Source organism: Ramlibacter montanisoli, assembly GCF_013087525.1.
Lineage (GTDB): Bacteria > Pseudomonadota > Gammaproteobacteria > Burkholderiales > Burkholderiaceae_C > Ramlibacter > Ramlibacter montanisoli.
Genome location: NZ_JABFCS010000001.1, coordinates 405,472 through 429,593 on the forward strand (window position 1 = coordinate 405,472; position 24,122 = coordinate 429,593).

At 70.5% G+C, this 24,122-nt stretch carries 17 protein-coding genes and 4 pseudogenes; 8 read left to right on the top strand and 13 right to left on the bottom strand.

What is annotated here, in order from left to right; translation table 11 throughout:
- From HK415_RS02100 to HK415_RS02110, 3 genes and pseudogenes are all read left to right on the top strand, one after another.
- Nucleotides 1–618: a NeuD/PglB/VioB family sugar acetyltransferase gene (locus HK415_RS02100; protein WP_171556586.1), complete on the top strand. Its 618-nt coding sequence runs from the start codon at nt 1–3 to the stop codon at nt 616–618.
- A gap of 65 nt (nt 619–683) precedes the next feature.
- Nucleotides 684–1,910, top strand: a pseudogene (locus tag HK415_RS02105) (aminotransferase class I/II-fold pyridoxal phosphate-dependent enzyme); the annotation flags it as partial.
- Between the two features lie 197 nt (nt 1,911–2,107).
- Nucleotides 2,108–3,913, top strand: a complete 1,806-nt coding sequence (locus HK415_RS02110) for a polysaccharide biosynthesis protein (protein ID WP_309246545.1) — start codon at nt 2,108–2,110, stop codon at nt 3,911–3,913.
- Nucleotides 3,914–4,004: 91 nt separating this feature from the next.
- On the opposite strand, the gene HK415_RS02115 is transcribed toward HK415_RS02110, so the two are convergent.
- Nucleotides 4,005–4,637: an LON peptidase substrate-binding domain-containing protein gene (locus HK415_RS02115; RefSeq protein WP_171556587.1), complete on the bottom strand. Its 633-nt coding sequence runs from the start codon at nt 4,635–4,637 to the stop codon at nt 4,005–4,007.
- A gap of 48 nt (nt 4,638–4,685) precedes the next feature.
- On the opposite strand from HK415_RS02115, the gene HK415_RS02120 reads away from it, so the two are divergent.
- The gene (locus tag HK415_RS02120; RefSeq protein WP_171556588.1) at nt 4,686–5,228 is read left to right on the top strand and encodes a YggT family protein; all 543 of its coding nucleotides are present in this window, start codon (nt 4,686–4,688) and stop codon (nt 5,226–5,228) included.
- On the opposite strand, the gene accD is transcribed toward HK415_RS02120, so the two are convergent.
- The 12 genes and pseudogenes from accD to HK415_RS02180 all read right to left on the bottom strand — a co-directional run bounded on the left by accD (nt 5,229) and on the right by HK415_RS02180 (nt 18,494).
- Nucleotides 5,229–6,101 carry an acetyl-CoA carboxylase, carboxyltransferase subunit beta gene (gene accD / locus HK415_RS02125; protein ID WP_171556589.1) on the bottom strand — a complete coding sequence of 291 codons (873 nt, stop codon included), beginning with the start codon at nt 6,099–6,101 and terminating at the stop codon, nt 5,229–5,231.
- Between the two features lie 11 nt (nt 6,102–6,112).
- Nucleotides 6,113–6,873, bottom strand: a pseudogene (gene trpA / locus HK415_RS02130) (tryptophan synthase subunit alpha).
- A 140-nt stretch (nt 6,874–7,013) separates the two neighbouring features.
- Nucleotides 7,014–8,264, bottom strand: coding sequence for a tryptophan synthase subunit beta (trpB, locus tag HK415_RS02135; protein ID WP_171556590.1), 1,251 nt, complete (start codon nt 8,262–8,264; stop codon nt 7,014–7,016).
- Nucleotides 8,242–8,949, bottom strand: coding sequence for a phosphoribosylanthranilate isomerase (locus HK415_RS02140; protein ID WP_171556591.1), 708 nt, complete (start codon nt 8,947–8,949; stop codon nt 8,242–8,244). Before HK415_RS02140 ends, trpB begins: the two co-directional genes overlap by 23 nt.
- Complete coding sequence (truA, locus tag HK415_RS02145) at nt 8,946–9,728, bottom strand: tRNA pseudouridine(38-40) synthase TruA (RefSeq protein WP_171556592.1); 783 nt, start codon at nt 9,726–9,728, stop codon at nt 8,946–8,948. Before truA ends, HK415_RS02140 begins: the two co-directional genes overlap by 4 nt.
- A 99-nt stretch (nt 9,729–9,827) precedes the next feature.
- Entirely contained in the window at nt 9,828–12,782 is a 2,955-nt protein-coding gene (locus HK415_RS02150) for a motility hub landmark protein FimV (protein WP_171556593.1), read from the bottom strand.
- Nucleotides 12,783–12,962: 180 nt separating this feature from the next.
- Nucleotides 12,963–14,111: an aspartate-semialdehyde dehydrogenase gene (asd, locus tag HK415_RS02155; RefSeq protein WP_171556594.1), complete on the bottom strand. Its 1,149-nt coding sequence runs from the start codon at nt 14,109–14,111 to the stop codon at nt 12,963–12,965.
- Nucleotides 14,112–14,188: 77 nt separating this feature from the next.
- Nucleotides 14,189–15,278: pseudogene (leuB, locus tag HK415_RS02160) on the bottom strand (3-isopropylmalate dehydrogenase).
- 27 nt (nt 15,279–15,305) lie between these two features.
- Nucleotides 15,306–15,956, bottom strand: coding sequence for a 3-isopropylmalate dehydratase small subunit (gene leuD / locus HK415_RS02165; RefSeq protein ID WP_171556595.1), 651 nt, complete (start codon nt 15,954–15,956; stop codon nt 15,306–15,308).
- A gap of 2 nt (nt 15,957–15,958) precedes the next feature.
- Nucleotides 15,959–16,087 (bottom strand): entericidin A/B family lipoprotein, encoded by a 129-nt coding sequence (locus HK415_RS02170; RefSeq protein ID WP_171556596.1) that lies wholly within the window; start codon nt 16,085–16,087, stop codon nt 15,959–15,961.
- A 17-nt stretch (nt 16,088–16,104) separates the two neighbouring features.
- On the bottom strand, nt 16,105–17,526 hold the full coding sequence (gene leuC / locus HK415_RS02175) for a 3-isopropylmalate dehydratase large subunit (protein ID WP_171556597.1): 1,422 nt from the start codon (nt 17,524–17,526) through the stop codon (nt 16,105–16,107).
- A gap of 23 nt (nt 17,527–17,549) precedes the next feature.
- The gene (locus tag HK415_RS02180; protein ID WP_171556598.1) at nt 17,550–18,494 is read right to left on the bottom strand and encodes a LysR family transcriptional regulator; all 945 of its coding nucleotides are present in this window, start codon (nt 18,492–18,494) and stop codon (nt 17,550–17,552) included.
- A gap of 315 nt (nt 18,495–18,809) precedes the next feature.
- Here HK415_RS02180 and HK415_RS02185 point away from each other — a divergent pair, with 315 nt between their 5' ends.
- The 4 genes and pseudogenes from HK415_RS02185 (at nt 18,810) to HK415_RS26790 (ending at nt 24,121) form a co-directional block, all read left to right on the top strand.
- Nucleotides 18,810–20,546, top strand: a complete 1,737-nt coding sequence (locus tag HK415_RS02185; RefSeq protein ID WP_171556599.1) for a PQQ-dependent methanol/ethanol family dehydrogenase — start codon at nt 18,810–18,812, stop codon at nt 20,544–20,546.
- A gap of 159 nt (nt 20,547–20,705) precedes the next feature.
- Entirely contained in the window at nt 20,706–21,179 is a 474-nt protein-coding gene (pedF, locus tag HK415_RS02190) for a cytochrome c-550 PedF (protein WP_171556600.1), read from the top strand.
- A complete protein-coding gene (locus HK415_RS02195; protein WP_309246546.1) occupies nt 21,176–22,006 on the top strand; it encodes a substrate-binding periplasmic protein in 831 nt (276 codons plus the stop codon). Before pedF ends, HK415_RS02195 begins: the two co-directional genes overlap by 4 nt.
- Before the next feature lie 10 nt (nt 22,007–22,016).
- A pseudogene (locus HK415_RS26790) lies at nt 22,017–24,121 on the top strand (TonB-dependent receptor family protein).
- Nucleotide 24,122: the final 1 nt, after the last annotated feature.

Sequence of the window (24,122 nt, forward strand, 5' to 3'; positions counted from 1 at the left end):
GTGAGCGCACTTTCCCGCACCCTCCTGATCCTCGGCGCCGGCGGCCATGGCCGCGTCGTGGCCGATGCGGCGATCGCGCAGGGCTGGAAGCGCATCGTGGTGAGCGACCGCGACCCGGCGCGCGTGGGCCAGCAGCTGCTGGCCGGCGTGGCCGTGCTGCCGCTGGACGAGGCGGTGGCGCAATCCGACGCCGTGCACGTGGCGATCGGCTCCGCGGCCGCGCGCGAACGGGAAGCCAAGGCGATCGGCCTGCCGCTCGCCACCGTGACCCATCCGCGCGCCAGCGTTTCCACGCACGCCGAGGTCGGCGCCGGCTGCCTGCTCACCGCGCAGTGCGTGGTCGCGCCGGGCGCGCGCCTCGGCACCGGGGTGATCGTCAACCACGGCGCCGTGGTGGACCACGACGTGCAGGTCGGCGACTTCACCCACGTCGCGCCGCTGGTGGCGCTGGGCGGCGCCGCGCGCATCGGCAGCCGCGTGCTGCTCGGCTCGGGCAGCAAGGTACTGCCCGGCGTGCGCATAGCCGACGATATCGTGGTCGGTGCCGGCGCGGTCGTGCGCGGAAACCTCGAGGTGCCCGGCGTGTACGCCGGCGTGCCGGCGCGGAGGGTGCGGTGAACGAGCAGCAGTTCCGCGCGCTCTGCATTCCCGCCACCTGCACGGTGCGCGAGGCGCTCGACACCATGGAGCGCACGGCCAAGAACATCCTGCTGGTCCTGGACAGCAAGGGCCGGCTGCGCCGCACCCTGAGCGACGGCGACCTGCGCCGCGCCATGCTGGCGCACGCGCCCGAATCCGCCTTCATCGCCACGCTGCCGGGGCAGGCGCCGGTCACGATGACCGAGCAGGAGCCCGTGGCCCTGGCGCTGGCGCTGATGGACAAGCACCTGATCGACCACGTGCCGGTGGTCGATGCCGCCGGCCGGCCGGTGGACATCGTGATGCGGCGCGAGCTGTCGCAGCGCATCTGGCTGTCCTCGCCGCACCTGGGCGAGGAGGAAACCGCCTTCGTGGAGGACGCCTTCCGCACCAACTGGATCGCGCCGCTGGGCCCGCACGTGGACGGCTTCGAGCGCGAGCTGGCCGCCTACGCGGGCGTCGGGCACGCAGCGGCGCTCAGCTCGGGTACCGCCGCGATCCACCTGGGCCTGCTGCTGCTCGGGGTGCAGCCGGGCGACACGGTGTTCTGCTCCTCGCTCACCTTCGTGGGCAGCTGCAACCCGATCCTGTACTGCGGCGCGCGGCCGGTGTTCATCGACTCCGAGCCTGGTTCCTGGAACATGTCGCCGCAGGCGCTGGAGCGCGCCTTCGAATGGGCGCGGCGCGAGAACCGGCTGCCGCGCTGCGTGATCCTGGTGAACCTGTACGGCCAGAGCGCCGACATGGACGCCCTGCTGCCGATCTGCGAGCGCTACGGCGTGCCGGTGCTGGAAGACGCGGCCGAATCCCTGGGGGCCACCTACAAGGGACGCGCGAGCGGCAGCTTCGGCCGCATCGGCATCTATTCCTTCAACGGCAACAAGATCATCACCACTTCCGGCGGCGGCATGCTGGTGTCGGACGACCCGGACCTGGTCGTGCGTGCGCGCAAGCTCGCCACGCAGGCGCGCGAGCCGGCGCCGCACTACGAGCACGCCGAAGTCGGCTTCAACTACCGCATGAGCAACGTGCTGGCCGGCATCGGCCGCGGCCAGCTCAAGGTGCTGGACCAGCGGGTCGAACGCCGCCGGCAGGTGTTCGAGATCTACCGCCAGGCATTGTCCGAGGTCGGCGAGGTGCAGTGGATGCCGGAGCCGGTCGGCATGCGCTCGACGCGCTGGCTCACCTGCATGCTGATGCAGGGCGCGGACGCCGCCCAGCGCCGCGACCACGTGCTGCGCAGCCTGGAGCGCCATTCGATCGAGGCGCGGCCGGTGTGGAAGCCCATGCACCTGCAGCCCCTGTTCCGCGGCGCGGAGTATTTCCCGCATGCGGAAAGGCGACGACGTGTCGGCGCGCCTGTTCGATGCGGGCCTGTGCCTGCCTTCGGGCTCCAACATGGCGGACGAACAGCTGGATCGCGTGATCGACCACCTGCGGCGCGCCCTGCAGCGCGCGGAGGCCCTGGGTGCGGCTGCTGTCTAGGAGCGCGCTGCCGCTCCTCGCGCTGGACGTCGCACTGGGCCTGGCGGCCTGGTGGGCCGCGTTCTGGCTGCGCTTCAACCTCGACGTGCCGCCGGAGTTCGCGCGGCTGGCGCTCGTCTCCAGCCCGTGGTGCGCGCTCGGCACGGCCGCCGGCCTGGTGCTGCGGCGCGTGGACCGGCAGGTGTGGACCTACATCGGCCTGCCCGAATTCCGCCAGCTTGCCGGCGGCGTGGTGCTGGGCGGCCTGGTCACCGCGGCGATCGTGCTGATGCTGCGCCTGCCGGAGTTCCCGCGCTCGGTGCTGCTGCTGTACCCGCTGCTGGCCTTCCTGCTGATGGGTGCGGCGCGCGGCGCCTGGCGCAGCTTCGCCGAGCAGCGCCACCAGGTGCAGGGCGGCACGCCGGTGGTGATCGTCGGCACGCTCGACGAAGCGGCCGGTGCACTGCGGGCCCTGCGCGGATCGCAACGCTGGCGCCCCGTAGGCATCGTCTCGCCGCTGGCGCCCGAGCGCGGGCGCACCCTGCAGGACGTGCGCGTGCTCGGTTCCATCGAGGACCTGCCGGAGGTCTGCGAATCCGTCGATGCCCGCACGGCGCTGGTGGCCAGTCCGCCGGGGTCGGAGCAAAGGCGGCAGGCCCTGCTGCTCGCGTCGGAGTCGCACATCACGCTGCTCACGCTGCCGCGGCCGGACGAGTGGCTGAAGGCGGAAAGCAGCGGCCCGCGCCGCATCGAACTGGAAGACCTGCTCGGCCGCGCGCCAGTGGCGCTGGACGTGGCCGGCCTGGCCGAACTCTTCTCGGGGCAGGTGGTGGTGGTCACCGGCGCCGGCGGCTCCATAGGCTCCGAGCTGTGCCGGCAGATCGCGCGCTTCGGCGTCGGCCGGCTGGTGTGCATCGACGTTTCCGAGTACGCGATCTACCAGCTGGAACAGGAGCTGCGCCAGGCGCATCCGCAGATGCACGGTGCCTACTACACCGCCAACGTGCGCGAGTACGAACGGCTGCATGCCATCGTCTGCCAGCACAAGCCGGCCGTGGTGTTCCACGCGGCGGCCTACAAGCACGTGCCGCTGATGGAGGAGCTCAACGAAGTGGAGGCGCTGCGCACCAACGTGCTGGGCACCTGGAACGCCGCGCGCGCCGCCTCGGCCTGCGGCGCCCGCCGCTTCGTGATGATCTCCACCGACAAGGCGGTGAACCCCACCAACGTGATGGGCGCGAGCAAGCGCCTGGCCGAACTGGTGGTGCAGGCGGTGGCGGCGCAGGAGCCGCGCACGCAGTACGTGTCGGTGCGCTTCGGCAACGTGCTGGGTTCCAGCGGCTCGGTGGTGCCCCTGTTCACGCAGCAGATCGAGCGCGGCGGCCCGGTGACGGTGACGCACCCGGAGATCGTGCGCTACTTCATGACCATCCCGGAGGCTGCGCAGCTGGTGCTGCAGGCGGGGCTGATGGGCCAGTCGGGCCAGATCTTCGTGCTGGACATGGGCGAGCCGGTGAAGATCGTCGAACTCGCGCGCATGCTGATCCGCCTCTCGGGGAAGACCGAGCAGGAGGTCCCGATCAGCTACACGGGCCTGCGGCCCGGCGAGAAGCTGTACGAGGAACTGCTGGCGAACGACGAGACCACCGAGCCGACGCCGCACGAGAAGCTGCGGATCGCGAAGACGGCGGGGCCCTTGCCGGATGTGGAGGCGGTGGTGCGGTGGATCGCCGATGCCGGCGCCTTGCCGGCGTCGGATGCGTTGCGGCAGTGGCTGAAAGGGCAGGTGCCAGAGTACGGGCCGCGGTGAACCGCTGGGGTTCGGCCTGCGGCGCTCACCGCCAGCCTACAGCGGCATCGTAGGCTGGCGGTGAGCCCGAAGGCGAACCCCAGCGTTGGAGCTACCCCATGATCCCCGTGCGCGTGAGCACGTCGCTCACCAGCTCCAGCCGCACCAGCGGGTTGTCCAGCTCCATCAGCCGCTGCTTCAGCGCCACCGGCAGCGGCAGCAGCTCGCACCAGCGGTTGGACACCCAGCCGCAGTCGTCCAGCTTCCAGGGCGGCATCAGCGGCGTCTGCCCGGTCTGGCCGGGCTTGAGCTGCAGCGACTGGATCAGGCGATGCAAGGCATCGGCGGTGGGTTGCAGGTCGTCCGGAATCGGCACCGCCATGTCCGCGGGCAGCCGCTCGACGTCGGCGACCCACAGGCCGTGCTTCAGCTGGTCGCTGGAGGTGATGCGAAAGCGCTGCGCACCGGTGGCGCGCACCAGCATCAGGCCCGGTTGCGGCTGTTCGAATTCATGGATGTTGGCCAGCGTGCCGACCCGCGAGAAGGCCTCGGTGCTGCCCGGCTGGCGCACTTCGTTGCCCTGCGTGAGCGACACCACGCCGAAGGGCGCGCCGGCCTTGCGGCACTTGCTCATCATGTCGAGGTAGCGCACCTCGAAGACGCGCAGCGACAACAGTCCGTCCGGAAACAGCACCGCGCTCAGCGGAAAGAGGGGCAGGGACTGCAGTGTGAGGGTGGACTGCACGGGTGGTTCCAGTGGCTGCCGCTATCATCCCACGACTCCACCTGATCCATGTTCTTCCAGATCACCGCCTTCCTGCTCGACGTTGCCGCCGGCCTGCTGGGCGGCGCCTGCCTGTTGCGGCTTTACATGCAATACCAGCGCATTCCTTTCGGCAATCCGGTCGGGCGATTCGTTTTCGCGCTCACCGACTGGATCGTGCTGCCGCTGCGCAAGGTGCTGCCGGGGTACAAGCGATGGGATTTCGCCAGCCTGGTGGCGGCCTACCTGTTCGAGCTGGCGCAGTTCGGCATCCTGGCGCTGATGATCGGCCGCGGCTACAGCATGGTGCCGGCCGTCGCCGCCTTCGGGCTGCTGAGGTTGCTGATCTCGGGGATGATCGGCCTCGTGATCGTGTACGCCATCCTGTCCTGGGTGCGGGCCGATTCGCCGATCACCGACGTGATCGACCGGCTCACGGCGCCCATGCTGCGGCCCTTCCGCAAGATCATCCCGCTGGTGGGCGGCTTCGACCTCTCGCCGCTGGCGCTGCTGGTGCTGCTGCAGGTGGCGGCGATCATCGTCGCCAACCTGCAGGGCGCGATCCTGCGCTGATCAGTCGACGGCGTCGGCCGACTGGCGCGTCAGCATCGCCAGCACGCTGGCCACGGTCTTGCGCAGTTCGCGGCGGTCGCAGATCAGGTCCACCGCGCCCTTTTCCTGCAGGAACTCCGCGCGCTGGAAGCCTTCCGGCAGCTTCACGCGCACCGTGGACTCGATCACGCGCGGGCCGGCGAAGCCGATCAGCGCCTTGGGCTCCGCGATCACGACGTCGCCCACGAAGGCGAAGCCGGCGCTGACGCCGCCCATGGTGGGGTCGGTCAGCACGCTGATGTAGGGCAGGCCCTTCTTCGCCAGGCGCGTGAGCGCCGCGTTGGTCTTGGCCATCTGCATCAGCGACAGCAGGCCTTCCTGCATGCGCGCGCCGCCGGTGGCGGTGAAGCACAGGAAGGGCACCTTCTGCTCGATGGCGGTGTGGACGCCGCGCACGAAGCGCTCGCCCACCACGCTGCCCATGGAGCCGCCCATGAAGTCGAACTCGAAGCAGGCGGCCACCAGGTTGATGCTGTGCACCGAGCCGCCCATGACGACCAGCGCGTCGGTCTCGCCGGTGTTCTCCAGCGCTTCCTTCAGGCGCTGCGGGTACTTGCGGCTGTCCTGGAACTTCAGCGGGTCCACCGGGATGACTTCCTGGCCGATCTCGTAGCGGCCCTCGGGATCCAGGAAGGCGTTCAGGCGCGCGCGCGCGCCGATGCGGTGGTGGTGGCTGCAGGTGGGGCAGACGTTCTGGTTCTGCTCCAGGTCGGTCTTGTACAGCACCGTCTCGCAGCTCGGGCACTTGATCCACAAGCCTTCCGGCACGCTGCGCCGCTCGTTCGGATCCGTGGGCTGGATCTTCGGGGGCAGCAGTTTTTCCAACCAGCTCATCTGTGTGCTCCTCAACGAATGCGAGAGTCTAGCGCGGCGCGGATGTCGGCCAGGAAGGCGGACAGGGCGGGCACGGCCCGCTCGCGCGGCAGGTCTTCCACGACCTGGATGACCTTGGTGCCGATCACCACGGCGTCGGCGACGCGACCGATCGCCTTGGCGGTGGCCGCATCGCGGATGCCGAAGCCCACGCCGACCGGGATCTTCACGTGCTTGCGGATGCGCGGCAGCGCTTCCTCGACGGCGGCCGTGTCCAGGTGGCCGGCGCCGGTGACCCCCTTGAGCGACACGTAGTACACATAGCCGCTGGCCACGCGCGCCACCTGCTGGATGCGCTGGTCGGTGCTGGTGGGGGCCAGCAGGAAGATCAGGTCCAGGCCGTGGGCCTTCAGTTGCGCGGCGAAGGCCTCGCATTCCTCCGGGGATAGTCGACGATCAGCACGCCGTCCACGCCCGCGGCCGCGGCATCGCGCGCGAAGGCGGCCTTGCCGTGCGTGAGTTCGTAGCGCTCCACCGGATTGGCGTAGCCCATGAGGACCACCGGCGTGTCCGCGTTGCCTTGCCGGAAGGCCTTCACCATCGCGAGCACCTGCGCCAGGCCCACGCCCAGCGCCAGCGCCTTCTCGCCGGCCTTCTGGATCACGGGGCCGTCGGCCATCGGGTCGGAGAAGGGCACGCCCAGCTCGATCACGTCGCTGCCGGCGGCGACCATCGCGTGCATCAGCTCCGGCGTGATGTCGGCATAGGGGAAGCCGGCGGTGATGTAGGGGATGAGGGCCTTGCGCTGCTCGCGCGCGCGAGCCGCTCGAAGGTGGGCTGGATCCGGCTCATTCTGCCTCCCGACGAGCCGCCGCTAGGGAGGCAGACGCCCCCTCGGGGGCAGCGACGACACGTAGTGCGGAGCGTGGGGGCTCATTTTTTCGGCCCTCCCTTGAGCTGGAGGCCGCGCATGGAGGGGCGGTCGTAGAACTCCACGCCCGCGAGGTCGGCGACGGTGCCGATGTCCTTGTCGCCGCGGCCGGAGAGGTTGACCAGGATGTGCTGGTCCGCCTTCATGGTCCGGGCCAGCTTCATCGCGTAGGCGATCGCATGGCTCGATTCCAGCGCGGGGATGATGCCTTCGGTGCGGCACAGGTAGTGGAAGGCTTCCAGCGCCTCCTTGTCCGTGATGCCGACGTATTCGGCGCGGCCGGTGTCCTTCAGCCAGGAGTGCTCGGGGCCCACGCCGGGGTAGTCGAGGCCGGCGCTCACGCTGTGCGTCTCGATGATCTGGCCGTCGGGGTCCTGCAGGATGTAGGTGCGGTTGCCGTGCAGCACGCCGGGGCTGCCGCGCTGCAGCGAGGCCGAGTGCTTGCCGCTGTCCAGTCCTTCGCCCGCCGCTTCCACGCCGATCAGGCGCGTCTTCTCGTAGGGGATGTAGGGGTGGAAGATGCCCATGGCGTTGCTGCCGCCGCCCACGCAGGCGATCACCGCATCGGGCTGGCGGCCGGCCATCTCCGGCATCTGCTCCAGGCATTCGTTGCCGATCACGCTCTGGAAGTCGCGCACCATCATCGGGTAGGGGTGCGGGCCCGCCACCGTGCCGATGATGTAGAAGGTGTTCTCGACGTTGGTGACCCAGTCGCGCATGGCCTCGTTCAGCGCGTCCTTCAGCGTCTTGCTGCCGGACTCCACCGGCACCACGCGGGCACCCAGCAGGTTCATGCGGTACACGTTGGGGCTTTGCCGCACGACGTCGTTGCTGCCCATGTAGACGACGCACTCCAGGCCGTAGCGCGCGCAGATCGTCGCCGTGGCCACGCCGTGCTGGCCGGCGCCGGTCTCGGCGATCACGCGCGGCTTGCCCATGCGGCGGGCGAGCATCGCCTGGCCGATCACGTTGTTGATCTTGTGCGCGCCCGTGTGGTTCAGGTCCTCGCGCTTCAGGTAGATCTGCGCGCCGCCCTGTTCGCGGCTCATGCGCTGCGCGTGGTAGATCGGCGAGGGCCGGCCGACGAAGTGCTTGAGCTCGTACGCGAACTCGCGCAGGAACTCGGGATCGTGCTGGTACTTCGCGTAGGCGTCGCGCAGCTCGGAGATGGCGTGGGTCAGCGTCTCGCTGACGAAGCTGCCGCCGTAGATGCCGAAATGGCCGCTGGCGTCAGGTTGCTGGTAACTGGACATGGGAGGACCTTGCAAGGCGTTCGTCCGCGGAGCGCACCGCGGCCACGAACTGATGGATCTTGGCGGCGTCCTTGACTCCTTTCGAAGCCTCGACGCCCGAACTCACATCAACGGCCAGCGTCCGGAAACGCGGCCGCACTTGCACGATGCCATCGGCCACGTTTGCAGGTGTGAGCCCACCAGACAAAACGGCGTGAAAGCTGGCGCTTGGAGGAAGGCGTGACCAAGGGAATGTCCTGCCGGCGCCGCCATAGCCCTCGACATGCGCGTCGAGCAGCAGGGCCTGCGCCTCTGGGTAGTCTGCGGCGAATTTTAGCAAGTCGAAGGGCTGGGCCGCGTCGAGCGGGATGCGGGCCGCCCGGAGGTAGGGGCGGGTGCCGCCGGTGGCCTTGCGGCAGTAGTCCGGCGTCTCGTCGCCGTGGAACTGCAGCAGGGCGTTGGGCACCAGGTCGCAGGCCGCGCGCACGCCCTCCAGGGGCTCGTTGACGAACAGCAGCACCGGGGAGACGAAGGGCGGCAGGCATTGCACCAGCTGCGCCGCGCGTTGCGCGTTCACGTGCCGCGGGCTCTTCGCATAGAGCACGAAGCCGACCGCGTCCGCGCCGGCCTCGACGGCCGCGTCCACGTCCTGCTCGCGCGTCAGGCCGCAGATCTTGATGCGGGTGCGCAATGCATCTGGGCTCATGGGAGCCAATCATACGCAGCCGGATGGCTCGGCAGCTCCCAGTGCGGCTCGTACACGGGACCCAGGAAATAGAGGCCGTCGGGGGAGAAGGTGGGGGCGGCGGCGTCGCGGCTGCGCGCCTGCAGCACCTCGCGCATCCAGCCCGGCGCCTGCAGCCCCTGGCCCACGGCGACCAGGCAGCCCATGATGTTGCGGATCATGTGGTGCAGGAAGGCGTTGCCCTCGAACTCGAAGCGCCAGTAGGGACCGCGGCGGGAGATCGCGATCGGCGCCAGCGTCTTCACCGGCGTGGGCGACTGGCAGGAGGAGGCACGGAAGGACGTGAAGTCGTGTTCCCCCACCAGGTGCGCGGCGCCGGCGCGCATCGCGTCCGCGTCGAGCGGGCGGAAGACCCAGCCCACCCGGCCGGCCTCCACGCTGGGGCGCACGGGCGACTCCAGCAGCACGTAGGCATAGCGGCGCGCGCGTGCGCTGTTGCGGGCATGGAAGGCGTCGGGCACGTGCCGCGCCCACTGCACGGCGATGTCGGGCGGCAGGAAGGTGTTGGTGCCGCGCACCCAGGAGAACTCCTCGCGCTGCAGCTCGGTGTCGAAGTGGACCACCTGCATCAGGCCGTGCACGCCGGCATCGGTGCGGCCGGCGCAGGTGGTGGAGAGGCGGACGGTGGCGAAGCGCCCGAGGGCGGCTTCCAGCTGGTCCTGCACGGTGCGGCCGGACGGCTGGCTCTGCCAGCCGTCGTAGGGCTGGCCGCTGTAGCTGATGCCGAGGGCGATCCTCACGAGGGCGATCGTAGGCTGGTGGTGAGCGGAGCGAACCCCAGCGCTGCGCTGCGCCGAAAGCTGGGGTTCGGCTGCGCCTCACCACCAGCCTACGGGTTCTTATCCGATTTCCGCCAGCAGGCGCTGCGCGCGCGACTTCAGGTCGCCCGAGGCCTCGGCCAGCACTTCCTCGGCCAGGCTGCGGGCGCCGTCGGCGTCGCCGATCGCGTTGAATTCCTCGGCCAGCGCCAGCTTGGTGGCCAGCGGGCCTTCGGCTTCCGCCGGGACGTCGCCTGCGCTGCTGGCCGCGGGCGGCGGCATGTCCAGGCTGAGCGCGGACGCGTCGAGGTTCATCGCCGGGGCCGGGCGGGTCGCGGCGGGCGCGGGTGCCGGCGCCGGTGCGCTGCTGCCAGGCAGGTCGAGCGAGAGGCCGCCCAGGTCGAATTCCAGCATGTCGCCCTTGGGGGCTGCGGCCGGCGCGGCCGGGGCCGCCTTGGGCGCGGCGGCGACCGGTTCGAAATCCAGGCTGTTCCCGACGTTGAGCGAGGGCGCCTCCAGGCGCACCGGCTGCGTCTGCATGGCGGACGGCGGGGCGCTGAAGTCCATCTCCATCGGCGGCAGTTCCAGCGAGGGCGCCGGCGCGGCGGCCATCGGTGCCGGGGCGGGACGCGCCACCGGCGCCTGCACCGCGGGGGCATGGGGCTGCAGCGTGTCCGGCTCGTCGCCGAGGGAGAAGTCGAGGTCGAGGTCCAGGTCGGCACCGGCGGGCGGCACCGGCGGCTGGGCAGGTGCGCGGGCGGCATGCGCCACGGCAGCACCACCGACGGCGGCGGCGGCCATCGCGGCGCCGGCGCCCGGCTGGCCGCCGGGACGGTACATCGGGTTGGCGGGATCCAGGTCGCGGCCCAGGTCGCAGATGTGGTCCCACTCGGGGCCGGCGCCCTGCGTGAGGCTGTAGGCCTCGGCGGCCACCGCCTCGAAGGCCTTCACGTCGCGGCGCTTGGCGTAGATCTCCAGCAGCTTGCCGTGGATCGCCACGCGCTGCGGGTTGATGCGCAGTGCTTCCTTGAGGATTTCCTCGGCCTGCAGGTCGCGGCCGTAGGCCAGGTACACGTCGGCTTCGGCGACGGGGTCCACGTCGCCGGCGGCATCGAGCTGGCTCGGCGAATAAACCATCGACGAGCCCGTCGGATTGTTGGTCTCAGCGGTGTCGATGCGTTGTCCGCCGCTGGCGCCGAAGAAAGAATCCGGCTGCAACCTGGACTCGAGGAAGGAACTGTCGACGGCAGCGGTCTTGCGCTTCTGCCGCATCTTGTAGAAGCCGAAGCCCAGGAGCACCGCGAGCAGGCCGACGCCCAATGCGGGGATCAGCGGATTCTCGAGCACGTCGTCCAGCAGGCTGGGCTCGGGCGGCGGCGGCGCCGGCCGCTTGATCGCGGGCCTGGCGGCGGCGACGGCGGCTGCGGTGCTGGAGGCGGCTTGCGGCGCGGACGCGGCCGATGCACTGGCGACGGCGGCGGAAGCGGCGCCGGCGGCAGGCGCGGCGCTGGCCGCCGGCGTGGCCGTCGTCGCCGCGGCCACCGGGGCGGGTGCGGGCGTGGGTGCAGGAGTCGGTGCGGGCGTCGGCGCCGGGGTGGGCGCAGGCGTCGGCGCGGGCGTCGGGGCCGGCGTGGGCGCCGGGGTCGGTGCCGGCGTGGGCGCCGGTGCAGCGGCGACGGTGGTCGCGGGTGCCGGTGCCGGCTTGGCGGCGGCTGCAGCGGTCGCGGCGGACGGTGCGGCGGCGGCCGCCGGCGCGGAAGCCGGACGCGTCGCGGTCGTGGGCGGCGTCACGCCGGGCGGGGCGCTGATGCCCGGGCCGGCCTTGGTCGTGCCGGTGCCGGCGGTACCGCCGCCGGTGAGCTTGTTCAGGTCCGCCAGGTTCTTGTTCAGCTCGGCCACGCGGGTCTGCGCGTCCTTGGCCGCACGGTCGCGGGCGATCTGGTCGGCCGTCGAGGCCTTGCCCTGCACCGCGCCCTTGGACAGCTGCAGGCGGTCCGGCGTGCTCGCCGCGGCCTTCTTGTCCTCGACCTGCGCCTGCACGCGGCCGGAAGTCTGGCGGCTCGTGCCCGGCGTGGCCGCGGCCGGCACGCCCTCGGCGAGGCGGCGGCGGAATTCGTTGAAGTCGCGGCTTTGCGCCACGACGGTCTGCTTCGCCTCGTCGGACGGAACGCCGCCGGCCTGCTCGCCGCTCGGGATCTCGACGACGGCGCCGGCCTTCAGGCGGTTCACGTTGCCGTCGACGAAGGCGTCCGGGTTGGCGCGCAGCATGGCCACCAGCATCTGGTCCAGCGAGATGCTGGCCGGCTTGTTGGCCGCGGCCAGCTTGCCGGCGGTGTCGCCGGCCTGCACGGTCACGCGCTTGCCGGCATCTCCGGATGCGGGCGTGGATGCGGAAGGAGTCGGGGCCGCCGTCGCCGGGGCGGGCGCGCGTGCCGTGGCCGGCGGCGCGGCGGGCGCGGCGGGAGCCGCAGGCGCGGGACGCGGGGCCGCCGCTGCGGGCGCGGACGGCGCCGGGCGCTGGCTGCCGGCGGAAGGCGCGACCTGCGCGGTGACCGGGGCGCCGGGCTGGCGCAGCGCCGGCGGGTCGAACAGCATCGTGAAGTCGCGCTGCACGCGGCCGGACGACCAGTTGGCCTCCAGGATCACGTCCACGAAGGGCTCGTTGACCGGGCGGTCGCTCGCGAGGTGCAGGAAGTAGCCGCCGTTGGGACGGCGCTGCAGGGTGATGGTGACGTTGGACAGCGCCTGGCTGTACTCGAGGCCCTGGGTGCGGAAGGTGGCGGGCGAGGCGATCGAGGCGCGCAGCGAGGAGACTTCCTCGGGCGTGATCTCGGGCACGTCGATCTCGGCCCGCAGCGGCTCGCCCAGCGCCGATTGCACGGTGACACGGCCGAGCGCCAGCGCGAGCGCGTCGGGCGAGGCCAGGCCGAAAGTGACTGCGGCCGCCAGTGCCAGCGTCGACAGCCGGAGCTTCGGCAGGCTCTTCTGTGATGGCGTCCCTACTCCTCGGTCGGGAGGCAGTCTTTTTCTCTTCATGCGGCCCATTGCCTTCGAGGCTTAATTCGAAAAAGGACCATAACAGCAACGTCTTAGACTGACAAGCTGAGACACCGCTTAACGTCCGTGGAACGCTTGCACACAGCTTGATGCGCCCATGCTTGTTGCCGAGTCACAACGCGCGGTAACTTGTGGATACACGCGCGGTGGGGCGTGACTTCAGGCGTCCAGCAGGATCCGCAGCATCCGGCGCAGCGGCTCCGCTGCGCCCCACAGCAGCTGGTCGCCGATCGTGAACGCGCCGACGTACTCCGGGCCCATGGCCAGCTTGCGGATGCGGCCCACCGGGATCTCCAGCGTGCCGGTCACGGCCACGGGCGTGAGGCCTTGCAGCGTCGCCTCGCGCGTGTTCGGCACGACCTTGACCCACGGGTTGTCGGCGGCGATCAGCGCCTCGAGGTCCGCCACCGGCACGTCCTTCTTCAGCTTGAAGGTCAGGGCCTGCGAGTGGCAGCGCATGGCGCCCACGCGCACGCAGAAGCCGTCGACCGGGACCGCCTTGCTGCCGAAGCCTTCGCCCTGGCCCAGGATCTTGTTGGTCTCGGCGCCGGCCTTCCACTCCTCGCGCGACACGCCGCCGCCGAGGTCCTTGTCGATCCAGGGGATCAGCGAGCCGCCCAGGGGCACGCCGAAATTGGTGGTCTCTTCGCCCGTCATGGACTGCTGGCGGGCCAGCACCTTGCGGTCGATCTCCAGGATGGCCGACTTCGGGTCGTCCAGCAGCGAGCGCACTTCGGCGTTGAGCGTGCCGAACTGCGTGAGCAGCTCGCGCATGTGCTGGGCACCGCCTCCGGAGGCGGCCTGGTAGGTCATGCTGGTCATCCACTCGACCAGGCCGGCCTTGTACAGCGCGCCCACGCCCATCAGCATGCAGCTGACCGTGCAGTTGCCGCCGATCCAGTTGCGGCCGCCCTTGGCGAGCGCATTCTTGATGACGGGCATGTTCACCGGGTCGAGGATGATGACCGCGTCGTCCTTCATGCGCAGGGTGGAGGCCGCGTCGATCCAGTGGCCGTTCCAGCCGGCGGCGCGGAGCTTGGGGAACACCTCGGTGGTGTAGTCGCCGCCCTGGGCGGTGATGACGATGTCGCACTTCTTCAGCGCCTCGATGTCGAACGCGTCCTTGAGCTTCGACTCGTTCTTCGCCATGGCGGGCGCCTTGCCGCCGGCGTTGGAGGTGGAGAAGAAGACCGGCTCGATCAGGCCGAAGTCGCCTTCGGCCTGCATGCGGTCCATCAGGACCGAGCCGACCATGCCGCGCCAGCCGACGAGGCCGACCATCGGTTGTTGTCCGTTCGAGAGTTTCATCGGTGCGCCTTTCAGTTCAAGTTGAATCTGGTTCCCCGGCTCGTCCGGCCGGGGAGGGCGCGACGAACCGGAGCTGTCTAGCTCTTGGTAATCGTCTTCTTGGTGATGGCAGCCACGACCGCGTCGCCCATCTCACGCGTGCCGACCTTGCGGGTGCCTTCGCTGTAAATGTCCGCCGTCCGCAGGCCCTGGGACAGCACGTCCTTCACCGCGGACTCGATGCGGTCGGCGGCGGCGGGCTGGTTGAGGGAATAGCGGAGCATCATGGCGGCAGACAATATTGTAGCCAAGGGGTTTGCAATTCCCTTACCGGCAATGTCCGGCGCGCTGCCGTGGGACGGTTCGTACAGGCCCTGGCTGGACGCTTCATGCTGCCGGAGGGCAGCATGCCGATGGAGCCGGTCAGCATGGCGGCCTCGTCCGAGAGGATGTCGCCGAACATGTTGCCGGTGACCACAACGTCGAAGGACTTGGGCTGTTTGACCAGCTGCATGGCGGCGTTGTCCACGTACATGTGGTCCAGCTTCACGTCCGGGTACTGCTGGCCCACCTCGGTGACCACGTCCTTCCAGAACTGGAAGGTCTCCAGCACGTTGGCCTTGTCCACGCTGGTCACCTTCTTGCTGCGCTTGCGGGCGGCCTGGAAGGCGACGTGGGCGATGCGCTCGATCTCCGGGCGCGTGTAGCGCATGGTGTCGAAGGCCTCCTCGGCGCCCGGGAAGTTGCCGCCGGGGAGGTACGGCGGCCGCGCGGCTGGCCGAAATAGATGTCGCCGGTCAGCTCGCGGATGATCAGGATGTCCAGGCCGGACACCAGTTCCGGCTTCAGGCTGGAGGCGTGCGTGAGCTGCTCGTAGCAGATCGCCGGGCGGAAGTTGGCGAACAGGCCCAGGTTCTTGCGCAGGCCCAGGATGGCCTGCTCGGGGCGGAACTGGCGTTCCAGCTTGTCGTACTTCCAGTCGCCGACGGCGCCGAACAGCACCGCGTCGGCTTCCTTGGCGAGCTTCAGGGTCGCCTCGGGCAGCGGGTGGCTATGCTTGTCGTAGGCCACGCCGCCGACGTCCGCGGTTTCCATCTCGAACTTCAGGTCCAGGACCTTCAGGATCTTCACCGCCTCGGCGACGATTTCGGTGCCGATGCCGTCACCCGGCAGGACTGCGATCTTCATGTGCGTTCTTCGTTCTTCGTTCGGCGTTCAGCGGGGCATGGTGTGCGCGAGCCAGGGCTTGGTGGCCAGGCGCTGGGCTTCGAAGGCCTTGATCTTGTCGGACTTCAGCAGGGTCAGGCCGATGTCGTCGAAGCCGTTCAGGAGGCAGTACTTGCGGAAGCCCTGCACCTCGAACGGGATCTCCTCGCCCTGCGGCTTGACGACCACCTGGCGCTCCAGGTCCACGGTCAGCTCGTAGCCGGGGAAGGCCAGCACTTCGTCGAACAGCTTCGCCACCGTCGCTTCCGGCAGCACGATGGGCAGCAGGCCGTTCTTGAAGCAGTTGTTGAAGAAGATGTCGGCGAAGCTGGGCGCGATCAGCGCGCGGAAGCCGTACTGCTGGATCGCCCAGGGCGCGTGCTCGCGCGAGGAGCCGCAGCCGAAGTTCTTGCGCGCCAGCAGCACCGAGGCCGTGCGGTAGCGCGGCTGGTTCAGGATGAAGTCCGGATTCGGCTTGCGCGTCGCGGGGTCCTGCCCCGGCTCGCCGTGGTCCAGGTAGCGCCACTCGTCGAACAGGTTGGGGCCGAAGCCGGTCTTGCGGATCGACTTGAGGAACTGCTTGGGGATGATCGCGTCGGTGTCGACGTTCTCGCGGTCGATGGGCGCGACCACGCCCTTGTGCACGGTGAACTTGTCCATCTCTACTTCTTCGCTTTTTCTTCGATCTTGTCCCCGACCTTCTGGACGTCCTGGCCGAAGCCGCGCATCGTGTTGCAGCCGGCGAGCAGGACGGCGAAGGCGATCAGGGTGGCGGTGGTGATGGTTTTCATGAAGGCGCTCCTCTGGGCTAGGCGAACTGCCGGACGTCGACGAAATGACCATGGACTGCGGCAGCGGCAGCCATGGCGGGACTCACGAGATGGGTGCGGCCGCCGGCACCCTGGCGGCCTTCGAAATTGCGGTTGCTGGTGGAGGCGCAGCGCTCGCCCGGCTCCAGCCGGTCGGCGTTCATCGCCAGGCACATGGAGCAGCCCGGCTCGCGCCATTCGAAGCCCGCGGCCTTGAAGATCTCGTGCAGGCCTTCGCGCTCGGCCTGCTCCTTGACCACGCCGGAACCCGGCACGACCAGCGCCGCCTTGATGTTGGGCGCGACCTTGCGACCGAGCTTCTTCACCAGCGCGGCGGCTTCGCGCATGTCCTCGATGCGGCTGTTGGTGCAGGAGCCGATGAACACCTTGTCCACGTAGATGTCGTTCATCGGCTTGCCGGGGGCCAGGCCCATGTAGGTCAGCGCGCGCTCGATCGCGCCGCGCTTGTTGGCGTCCTTTTCCTTGTCCGGATCGGGCACGCGGCCGTCGATCGAGGTGACCATCTCGGGCGAAGTGCCCCAGGTGACCTGCGGGACGATCTGCGAGGCATCGAGCTTCACCACCGCGTCGAACTTCGCGTCCGGGTCGGAGAACAGCGTGCGCCAGTAGGCCACGGCCTGTTCCCACTCCACGCCCTTGGGCGCGAGCGGCCGGCCCTTGATGTACTCGAAGGTCTTCTCGTCGGGCGCCACCATGCCGGCGCGGGCGCCCGCCTCGATGGCCATGTTGCACACCGTCATGCGGCCTTCCATCGACAGCGCGCGGATCGCCGAGCCCGCGAACTCGATGGTGTAGCCGGTGCCGCCGGCCGTGCCGATCTTGCCGATGATGGCCAGCACGATGTCCTTGGCGGTCACGCCCGGGGCAAGCTTGCCGTCGACCTGCACCAGCAGGTTCTTCGCCTTCTTGGCCAGCAGGGTCTGGGTGGCCAGCACGTGCTCCACCTCCGAAGTGCCGATGCCGTGCGCCAGCGCGCCGAAGGCGCCGTGCGTGGAGGTGTGCGAGTCGCCGCAGACCACCGTCATGCCGGGCAGCGTGGCGCCCGACTCCGGGCCGATCACGTGCACGATGCCCTGGCGCTTGGACAGGAAGGGGAAGTAGGCGGCCGCGCCGAACTCGCCGATGTTCTTGTCCAGCGTGGTGACCTGCTCCTTGGAGATCGGGTCGGTGATGCCGTCGTAGCCGCGCTCCCAGCCGGTGGTGGGCGTGTTGTGGTCGGCGGTGGCCACCACCGAGCTGATGCGCCAGACCTTGCGGCCGGTCTCGCGCAGGCCCTCGAAGGCCTGGGGGCTGGTCACTTCGTGCACCAGGTGGCGGTCGATGTAGAGGATGGCGGTGCCGTCTTCCTCGGTGTGGACGACGTGCTCGTCCCAGATCTTGTCGTACAGCGTGCGGGGCATGGGGCTTCCTTGGGCTTGAAATTCTATGCGGCCAGCTCGACCGCGCCTGTTTCAGCGCGTGTGCGCAGGTGGTCGACGAGCAGGCGCGCGGTGAGCGGCAGGGTGGAAAAGTCGCGGGCGACCAGCCGGATGTCGCGCATCGCCCAGGCATCGGTGAGGCGCACGCACTCCAGGTCGCCCACGCCGTGCATCAGCGTGAAGGCGCGCTGGGGCATCACGCCCACGCCCAGGCCGTTGTGGATCATGCGGCACATGGCGTCCAGGCCGGTGACGTGGATGCGCAGGCGGATGGTGCGGCCGGCGGCGGCGGCGGCCTCGCGCATTGCCAGGTGGATCGAGCTGTTGGAGTGCAGGCCCACGTGGTCGAAGTCCAGCGTGTCCTCGAAGGCGACGGCCTTGCGTTTCGCCATCACGTGGCCGCGCGGCACGATCAGCACCAGCTCGTCGCGCCGGTAGGGCAGCGTCTGCAGCTCGTGGCCCGCGGCGGCCGACACGTTGCAGATGCCCAGGTCGGCCGCGCCTTCCTGCACCGCGCGCAGCACCTCGGTGGACAGGTGCTCCTCCAGGTCGATCTTCACCTGCGGGTGCGCCTGGCTGAAGGCGCCCAGGTCCTCCGGCAGGAACTGCACGATCGCCGAGATGTTGGCGTGGATGCGCACGTGGCCGCGCACGCCCTCGGCGTATTCGGACAGCTCCGCCTGCATCTTCTCCAGGCTGAACAGGACCGAGCGCGCGTGGTGCAAGAGGCTTTCGCCGGCCGGCGTGAGCTTCACGCCGCGCGTGTGGCGATAGAGCAGGGGCGTCTCCAGCGTCGCTTCCAGGTCCGACAGGCGCTTGCTCACCGCGGAAGCGGCGATGAACTCGCGCTCCGCGGCGCGGCCGATCGAGCCGAGCTCGCAGACAGCGACGAACAGCTGCAGCGAGGTCAGGTCGATCCGGCGGGCGAAGGAGCGTTCGGTGGTGCGCATCGGGATTGGCCATCGCGGGTGGCGATGGCATGGCCCGATTTTCCCAAAGAAAGCGGATGCCAGCCATCGCCATGCGCGATGCCCCCGCTTCCGGGTCGGCTGGCGCCGCGGTCGAGCCAGGGCGGTGTGCCGTGTTGCTTTCTGCAACGCGCGCGCTGTGGTGCTTCGCAACACGGGACCCCCGGCTGCGGGTTCACCCGCACCTGCGCTGCCCAAAGCGCGGGTCCCGCCTGGGCACAGGCCTTGCGCTGGAGGCCCGCCCGCGCTTTCGGAGCGCGCGGCGACTTCACGTCCATATCCACAGAGGAGACCTCCATGCGCCTTCACGCCCTGTCCCTTGCCGCCCTGCTGGCGTTCACCCCCTTCGCCGGCCAGGCCGTCGTGACGGACCAGATGATCGGCGACGACGCCGCCAGCACCGGCGACGTGCTCACCTGGGGGCTCGGCACCCAGGGACAACGCTATTCCCCGCTGAAGCAGGTCAACACCCGCACGGTGTCGCGGCTGGTGCCGGCCTGGGCCTTCTCCTTCGGCGGCGAGAAGCAGCGCGGCCAGGAATCGCAGCCCGTCATCCACAAGGGCAAGATGTTCGTCACCGCTTCCTACTCCCGGCTGTTCGCGCTCGACGCGGCGACCGGGCGCAAGCTGTGGCGCTACGACCACCGCCTGCCCGAGGGCATCATGCCCTGCTGCGACGTCGTCAACCGCGGCGCCGCCCTCTACGACAACCTGGTCATCTTCAGCACGCTGGACGCGCAGCTGGTGGCGCTGGACCAGGACACGGGCGAAGTGGTGTGGAAGGAGAAGATCGACGACTACCGCGCCGGCTACTCCAGCACCGCCGCGCCGATCATCGCCGAGGGCCTGCTGCTCACCGGCGTCTCCGGCGGCGAGTTCGGCGTGGTCGGGCGGGTGGAGGCACGCGACCCGAAGACGGGCCGGCTGGTGTGGACGCGGCCCACCGTCGAGGGCCACATGGGCTACACCTACGACGCCGACGGCAAGGAGAAGGAGAACGGCGTGTCCGGCGCCACCGGCGCCAGCTGGCCCGGGGACCTGTGGAAGACCGGGGGCGCGGCCACCTGGCTGGGCGGGAGCTACGACCGCAAGACCGGCCTGGCCTATTTCGGCACGGGCAACCCGGCGCCGTGGAACAGCCACCTGCGCAAGGGCGACAACCTGTACTCGTGCTCCACGGTCGCAATCGACGTGAAGACGGGCCAGATCCGCTGGCACTACCAGGGCACGCCCAACGACGGCTGGGATTTCGACGGCGTCAACGAGTTCGTCACCTACGACGCGGGCGGCAGGCGCCTGGGCGGCAAGGCGGACCGCAACGGCTTCTTCTACGTGCTGGACGCGGTGACCGGCAAGCTGGAGAACGCGTTTCCCTTCGTCCGCAAGATCACCTGGGCCAGCGGCGTCGACCTGAAGACGGGCCGGCCGCAGTTCGTGGCGGACAACCGCCCGGGCGACCCGACGGCAGGCGACGGCAAGAAGGGCCAGTCGGTGTTCTCCGCACCCTCCTTCCTCGGCGGCAAGAACCAGATGCCGATGGCCTACAGCCCCGACACCGGCTATTTCTACGTGCCCGCCAACGAATGGGGCATGGACATCTGGAACGAGCCCGTGGCGTACAAGAAGGGCGCGGCCTACCTCGGCGCCGGCTTCACGATCAAGCCCTTGCACGAGGACTACATCGGCGCGCTGCGCGCGCTCGATCCGAAGACCGGCCGCATCGTCTGGGAGGTGAAGAACAACGCGCCGCTGTGGGGCGGCGTGCTCACGACCGCCGGCAACCTGGTGTTCTGGGGCACGCCCGAGGGCTACCTGAAGGCGGCCGACGCGAAGACCGGCAAGGTCGTGTGGCAGTTCCAGACCGGCTCGGGCGTGGTGGCCCCGCCGGTCACCTGGAGCCAGGGCGGCGAGCAGTACGTCGCGGTCGTCTCGGGCTGGGGCGGCGCCGTGCCGCTGTGGGGCGGCGAAGTCGCCAAGCGCGTGAGCTATCTCGAGCAGGGCGGCATGGTCTGGGTGTTCAAGCTGGCGCGCTAGCGCGCACGCGCTTGTGACAGCGGGAACACCCGCTGTCACAACGTGGAGCAGTGCCGTCGATGTTTCCCCGCACCGGGATGGCGGCAACGGCAGCTTCCACGCATGGCACATCGCTTGCGATGAAAGCCCCGCGATCCCACCCCCACCGAGGAGACAGACATGACGAGACCCTTCCCCTGGCGCGCGCCCGTGCTGGCGCTCTTCACCCTGGCCGCGGCCGGCCTCGCGCACGCGCATGGCGACGTGACGCCGCAAGCCGTGGACACGCGCGAGCTGCCCGCCCTGGGCGACGACTGGCGCGACGAAAACCCGTACCGCGCCAACGGCGCGGCCGTGCGCATCGGCAGTTCCGCCTTCAACCAGAACTGCGCCCGCTGCCACGGACTGGAAGCCGTGTCCGGCGGCATCGCGCCGGACCTGCGCCGCCTCGACAACGACTGCGCGGCGCAGCGCGACGCGCGCAGGAAGGCGGGCTGCGTGAAGGACAACGACCAGTTCTTCAGCACCACCGTGCGCAACGGCCGCACCCGCAACGGCGCCGTCTACATGCCTCCCTTCGCCGGCGTGCTCAGCCAGGAGGCGGTGTGGGCGATCAAGAGCTACCTCGAAACCCGCCGCGAGAGGCCGCTGTGAGGCGCGCGTTCCTTCGACGTGGCGCCGCCGCCGCCCTGGCCCTCGCGCTGCCGGCGGCGCGGGCAGCGCAGGGTGGCGACTGGGCGCGGATCCGCCAGCGCGGCAGCCTGGTGGTCGGCCTCTACCAGGAGATGCCGCCCTTCCACGACGGCGGCCGCGGCATCGACGCGGACCTGGGGCGCGCGCTCGCGGCGGAGATGGGGCTGGGCTTCTCGGCCCTGCCGTTCGCGGCCGGCGAGAACATGGGCGACGACCTGCGCAACATGGTGTGGAAAGGCCACTACCTTGGCTGGGGTCCGGCCGACGTCCTGCTGCACGTGCCGCTGGACCCGCCCCTGCTGCGCGACAACCCGCAGGTCCGCGTGCTGGCGCCCTACTACCGCGAGCGCGTGCTGATCGCGTTCGACCGGCGCAGGCTGCCGGCGCTCGATGCCATCAGCGCGCTGCGCGGGCAGCCGGTGGCGGTCGCGGGCCTGTCACTGGCGGGCTGGCTGCTGATCGGGGCGGAAGGCGGCCTGCTGCGCGAGCACCTGCAGACGCGCATGGCCGACGGCGTGGCGGCCGCGGCGGCGCTGCAGCGCGGCGAGGTCGTTGCCGCCGCGGGGCTGGCGTCGGAGCTCGAGTCCGTGCTGGGCGGCGACGAGCGTTTCGCGCTGCAGCCGCTGCCTTTGCCCCGCGCGCCGCGCGACGGTTGGGCCGTCGGCTGCGCCGTGCGGAAGGACGCGACCGAACTCGCCACCGGACTGCAGCAGGCGATGGCCGCGCTGCGCGCCGACGGCCGGCTGCAGGCGATCTTCCGCCGGCACCGCGTCGAGCCGCTGCTCTGAAGGGGACGCCATGACACCCCGACGTTTCCTGCTGGCCGCGCTGCCGGCGGCACTGCTGCCGGTCGCCGTGGCCGCGCAGCCCAGCCTCGCACCCGTGGTGGTCACCGCCACCCGGGTCCCCGACCGGCCGATCGACGTGCCGGGAGCCATAGACCGCGTCGACGTCCAGGAGGCCGGCGAGGGCAAGCTGCTGGTGAACATCTCGGAGCTGCTGGGGGGCGTGCCGGGCCTGCTGGCGCGCGACCGGCAGAACTTCGCGCAGGACGTGCAGCTGTCGGTGCGCGGCTTCGGCGCGCGCGCCAGCTTCGGCATCCGCGGCGTGCGGCTGTACGTGGACGGCATCCCGGCCACCTTGCCGGACGGGCAGGGCCAGATCTCGCACGTGGACCTCGCGTCCGCCGAGCGCATCGAGGTGCTGCGCGGGCCCTTCTCGGCCCTGTACGGCAACTCCTCGGGTGGCGTGCTGCAGGTGTTCACCGAGGAGGGCGAGGGTCCGCCGACGCTCAGCGCCGGCGCTGCCGTCGCCGCCGACGGCGTGCGGCGCTACTCCGCCAAGGCCAGCGGCGGCCTGGACTCCTTCGGCTACGTGGTGAGCGCGAGCCACTTCGAGACCGATGGCTTCCGCCGCCACAGCGCGGCACGCCGCGACCTCGCCAACGCCAAGCTGGCATGGCGGCAGGGCGACGGCCGCTGGACGCTGGTGGCCAACGGCGTGGACGTGCCCAGGGCCCAGGACCCGCTCGGCCTCACCCGCGCGCAGTTCGAGGCGGACCCGCGCGCCGTCGATGCGGCGGCGCTCGCCTTCGACACGCGCAAGAACTTCCGCCAGGCACAGCTCGGGCTCACGCACGAGCGGACCGTCGACGCACGCCACAGCCTGTCCCTGATGGCCTACGGCGGCACGCGCGACACGCAGCAGTTCCAGGCGATTCCCACGGGGTGCAGGCCAACGCGTTGCATCCCGGCGGGGTGATCCAGATCGGACGCGACTACCGCGGCCTGGACACGCGCTGGACCGTGCGGGACCCGCAGGCGGCGTGGCCCTTCAGCGTGGTGGCCGGCGTGGCCTACGACGAGATGGACGAGCACCGCCGGGGCTTCCAGAACTTCCTGGGTTCCACCACCGGCGTGCAAGGCGCGCTGCGGCGCGACGAAGACAACCGCGCGAGCAGCTTCGACCAGTACCTGCAGGCGAGCCTCACGCCGGCGCCGCGCTGGCGGCTCGATGCGGGCGTGCGGCACAGCACCGTGCGCATGCGCAGCACCGACCGGTTCATCGCCGGGGCGAACCGCGACGACAGTGGCGCGACGCGCTTTTCCGCCACGACACCGGTGGCGGCGGTCCTGTTCAAGGCGAGCCCCAGCGTGCACCTGTACGCCGCCGCGGGGCGCGGTTTCGAGACGCCGACCCTCAACGAACTGGCCTATCGCCCGGACGGCAGCGCCGGCCTGAACCCCGCGCTGCAGCCGGCGCGCAGCCGCAACCTGGAAGTGGGCGCCAAGGGCCGCTTCGGTGCCCACGAGGTCGACCTCGCCGTCTTCGACACCCGCACCCGCGACGAGATCGTGACCTTGCGCAACAGCGGCGGCCGCGCGAGCTTCGGCAACGCGGGGCGCACGCGGCGCCACGGCGCCGAGCTCTCCTGGTCCGCTCGCTTCGCCGGCGACGGCCGGGTGCAGCTGGCGCTCGCGCACCTGGATGCGCGCTACCGAGAGAGCTTTCGCACCTGCACCGCGAGCCCCTGCACCGTGCCCAACGTCATCGTTCCGGCGGGCAACCGCATCCCCGGCGTGGCGGATCGCAGCGCCTATGCGGCCGTGGGCTGGTCGCCGCCGGCCGGCTGGCGCGGCAGCGTCGAAGTGCGCGCACTGGGCCGGGTGCCGGTGAACGACCTCAACACCGACGCGGCGGGCGGCTTCGCCACCGTCGGCGCGAGCGTCGGCTATGCGGGACGCGCCGGGCGCTGGGACTGGAGCGCGTTCGTGCGCGGCGACAACCTGGCCGACCGCCGCTACGCCGGCTCGGTGATCGTCAACGAGGGCAATGCCCGCTACTTCGAGCCGGCGGCCGGGCGCACCTGGCTCGTCGGCTTCAACGCTGCCCTGAGGTTCTGAC

Coding starts and splice junctions, on each gene's coding strand:
- HK415_RS02120 (WP_171556588.1), top strand. CDS start 4,686: ATGTTCTTCCAGATCACCGCCTTCCTGCTCGACGTTGCCGCCGGCCTG.
- accD (WP_171556589.1), bottom strand. CDS start 6,101: ATGAGCTGGTTGGAAAAACTGCTGCCCCCGAAGATCCAGCCCACGGAT.
- trpB (WP_171556590.1), bottom strand. CDS start 8,264: ATGTCCAGTTACCAGCAACCTGACGCCAGCGGCCATTTCGGCATCTAC.
- HK415_RS02140 (WP_171556591.1), bottom strand. CDS start 8,949: ATGAGCCCAGATGCATTGCGCACCCGCATCAAGATCTGCGGCCTGACG.
- HK415_RS02150 (WP_171556593.1), bottom strand. CDS start 12,782: ATGAAGAGAAAAAGACTGCCTCCCGACCGAGGAGTAGGGACGCCATCA.
- asd (WP_171556594.1), bottom strand. CDS start 14,111: ATGAAACTCTCGAACGGACAACAACCGATGGTCGGCCTCGTCGGCTGG.
- leuD (WP_171556595.1), bottom strand. CDS start 15,956: ATGGACAAGTTCACCGTGCACAAGGGCGTGGTCGCGCCCATCGACCGC.
- HK415_RS02170 (WP_171556596.1), bottom strand. CDS start 16,087: ATGAAAACCATCACCACCGCCACCCTGATCGCCTTCGCCGTCCTGCTC.
- leuC (WP_171556597.1), bottom strand. CDS start 17,526: ATGCCCCGCACGCTGTACGACAAGATCTGGGACGAGCACGTCGTCCAC.
- HK415_RS02180 (WP_171556598.1), bottom strand. CDS start 18,494: ATGCGCACCACCGAACGCTCCTTCGCCCGCCGGATCGACCTGACCTCG.
- HK415_RS02185 (WP_171556599.1), top strand. CDS start 18,810: ATGCGCCTTCACGCCCTGTCCCTTGCCGCCCTGCTGGCGTTCACCCCC.
- pedF (WP_171556600.1), top strand. CDS start 20,706: ATGACGAGACCCTTCCCCTGGCGCGCGCCCGTGCTGGCGCTCTTCACC.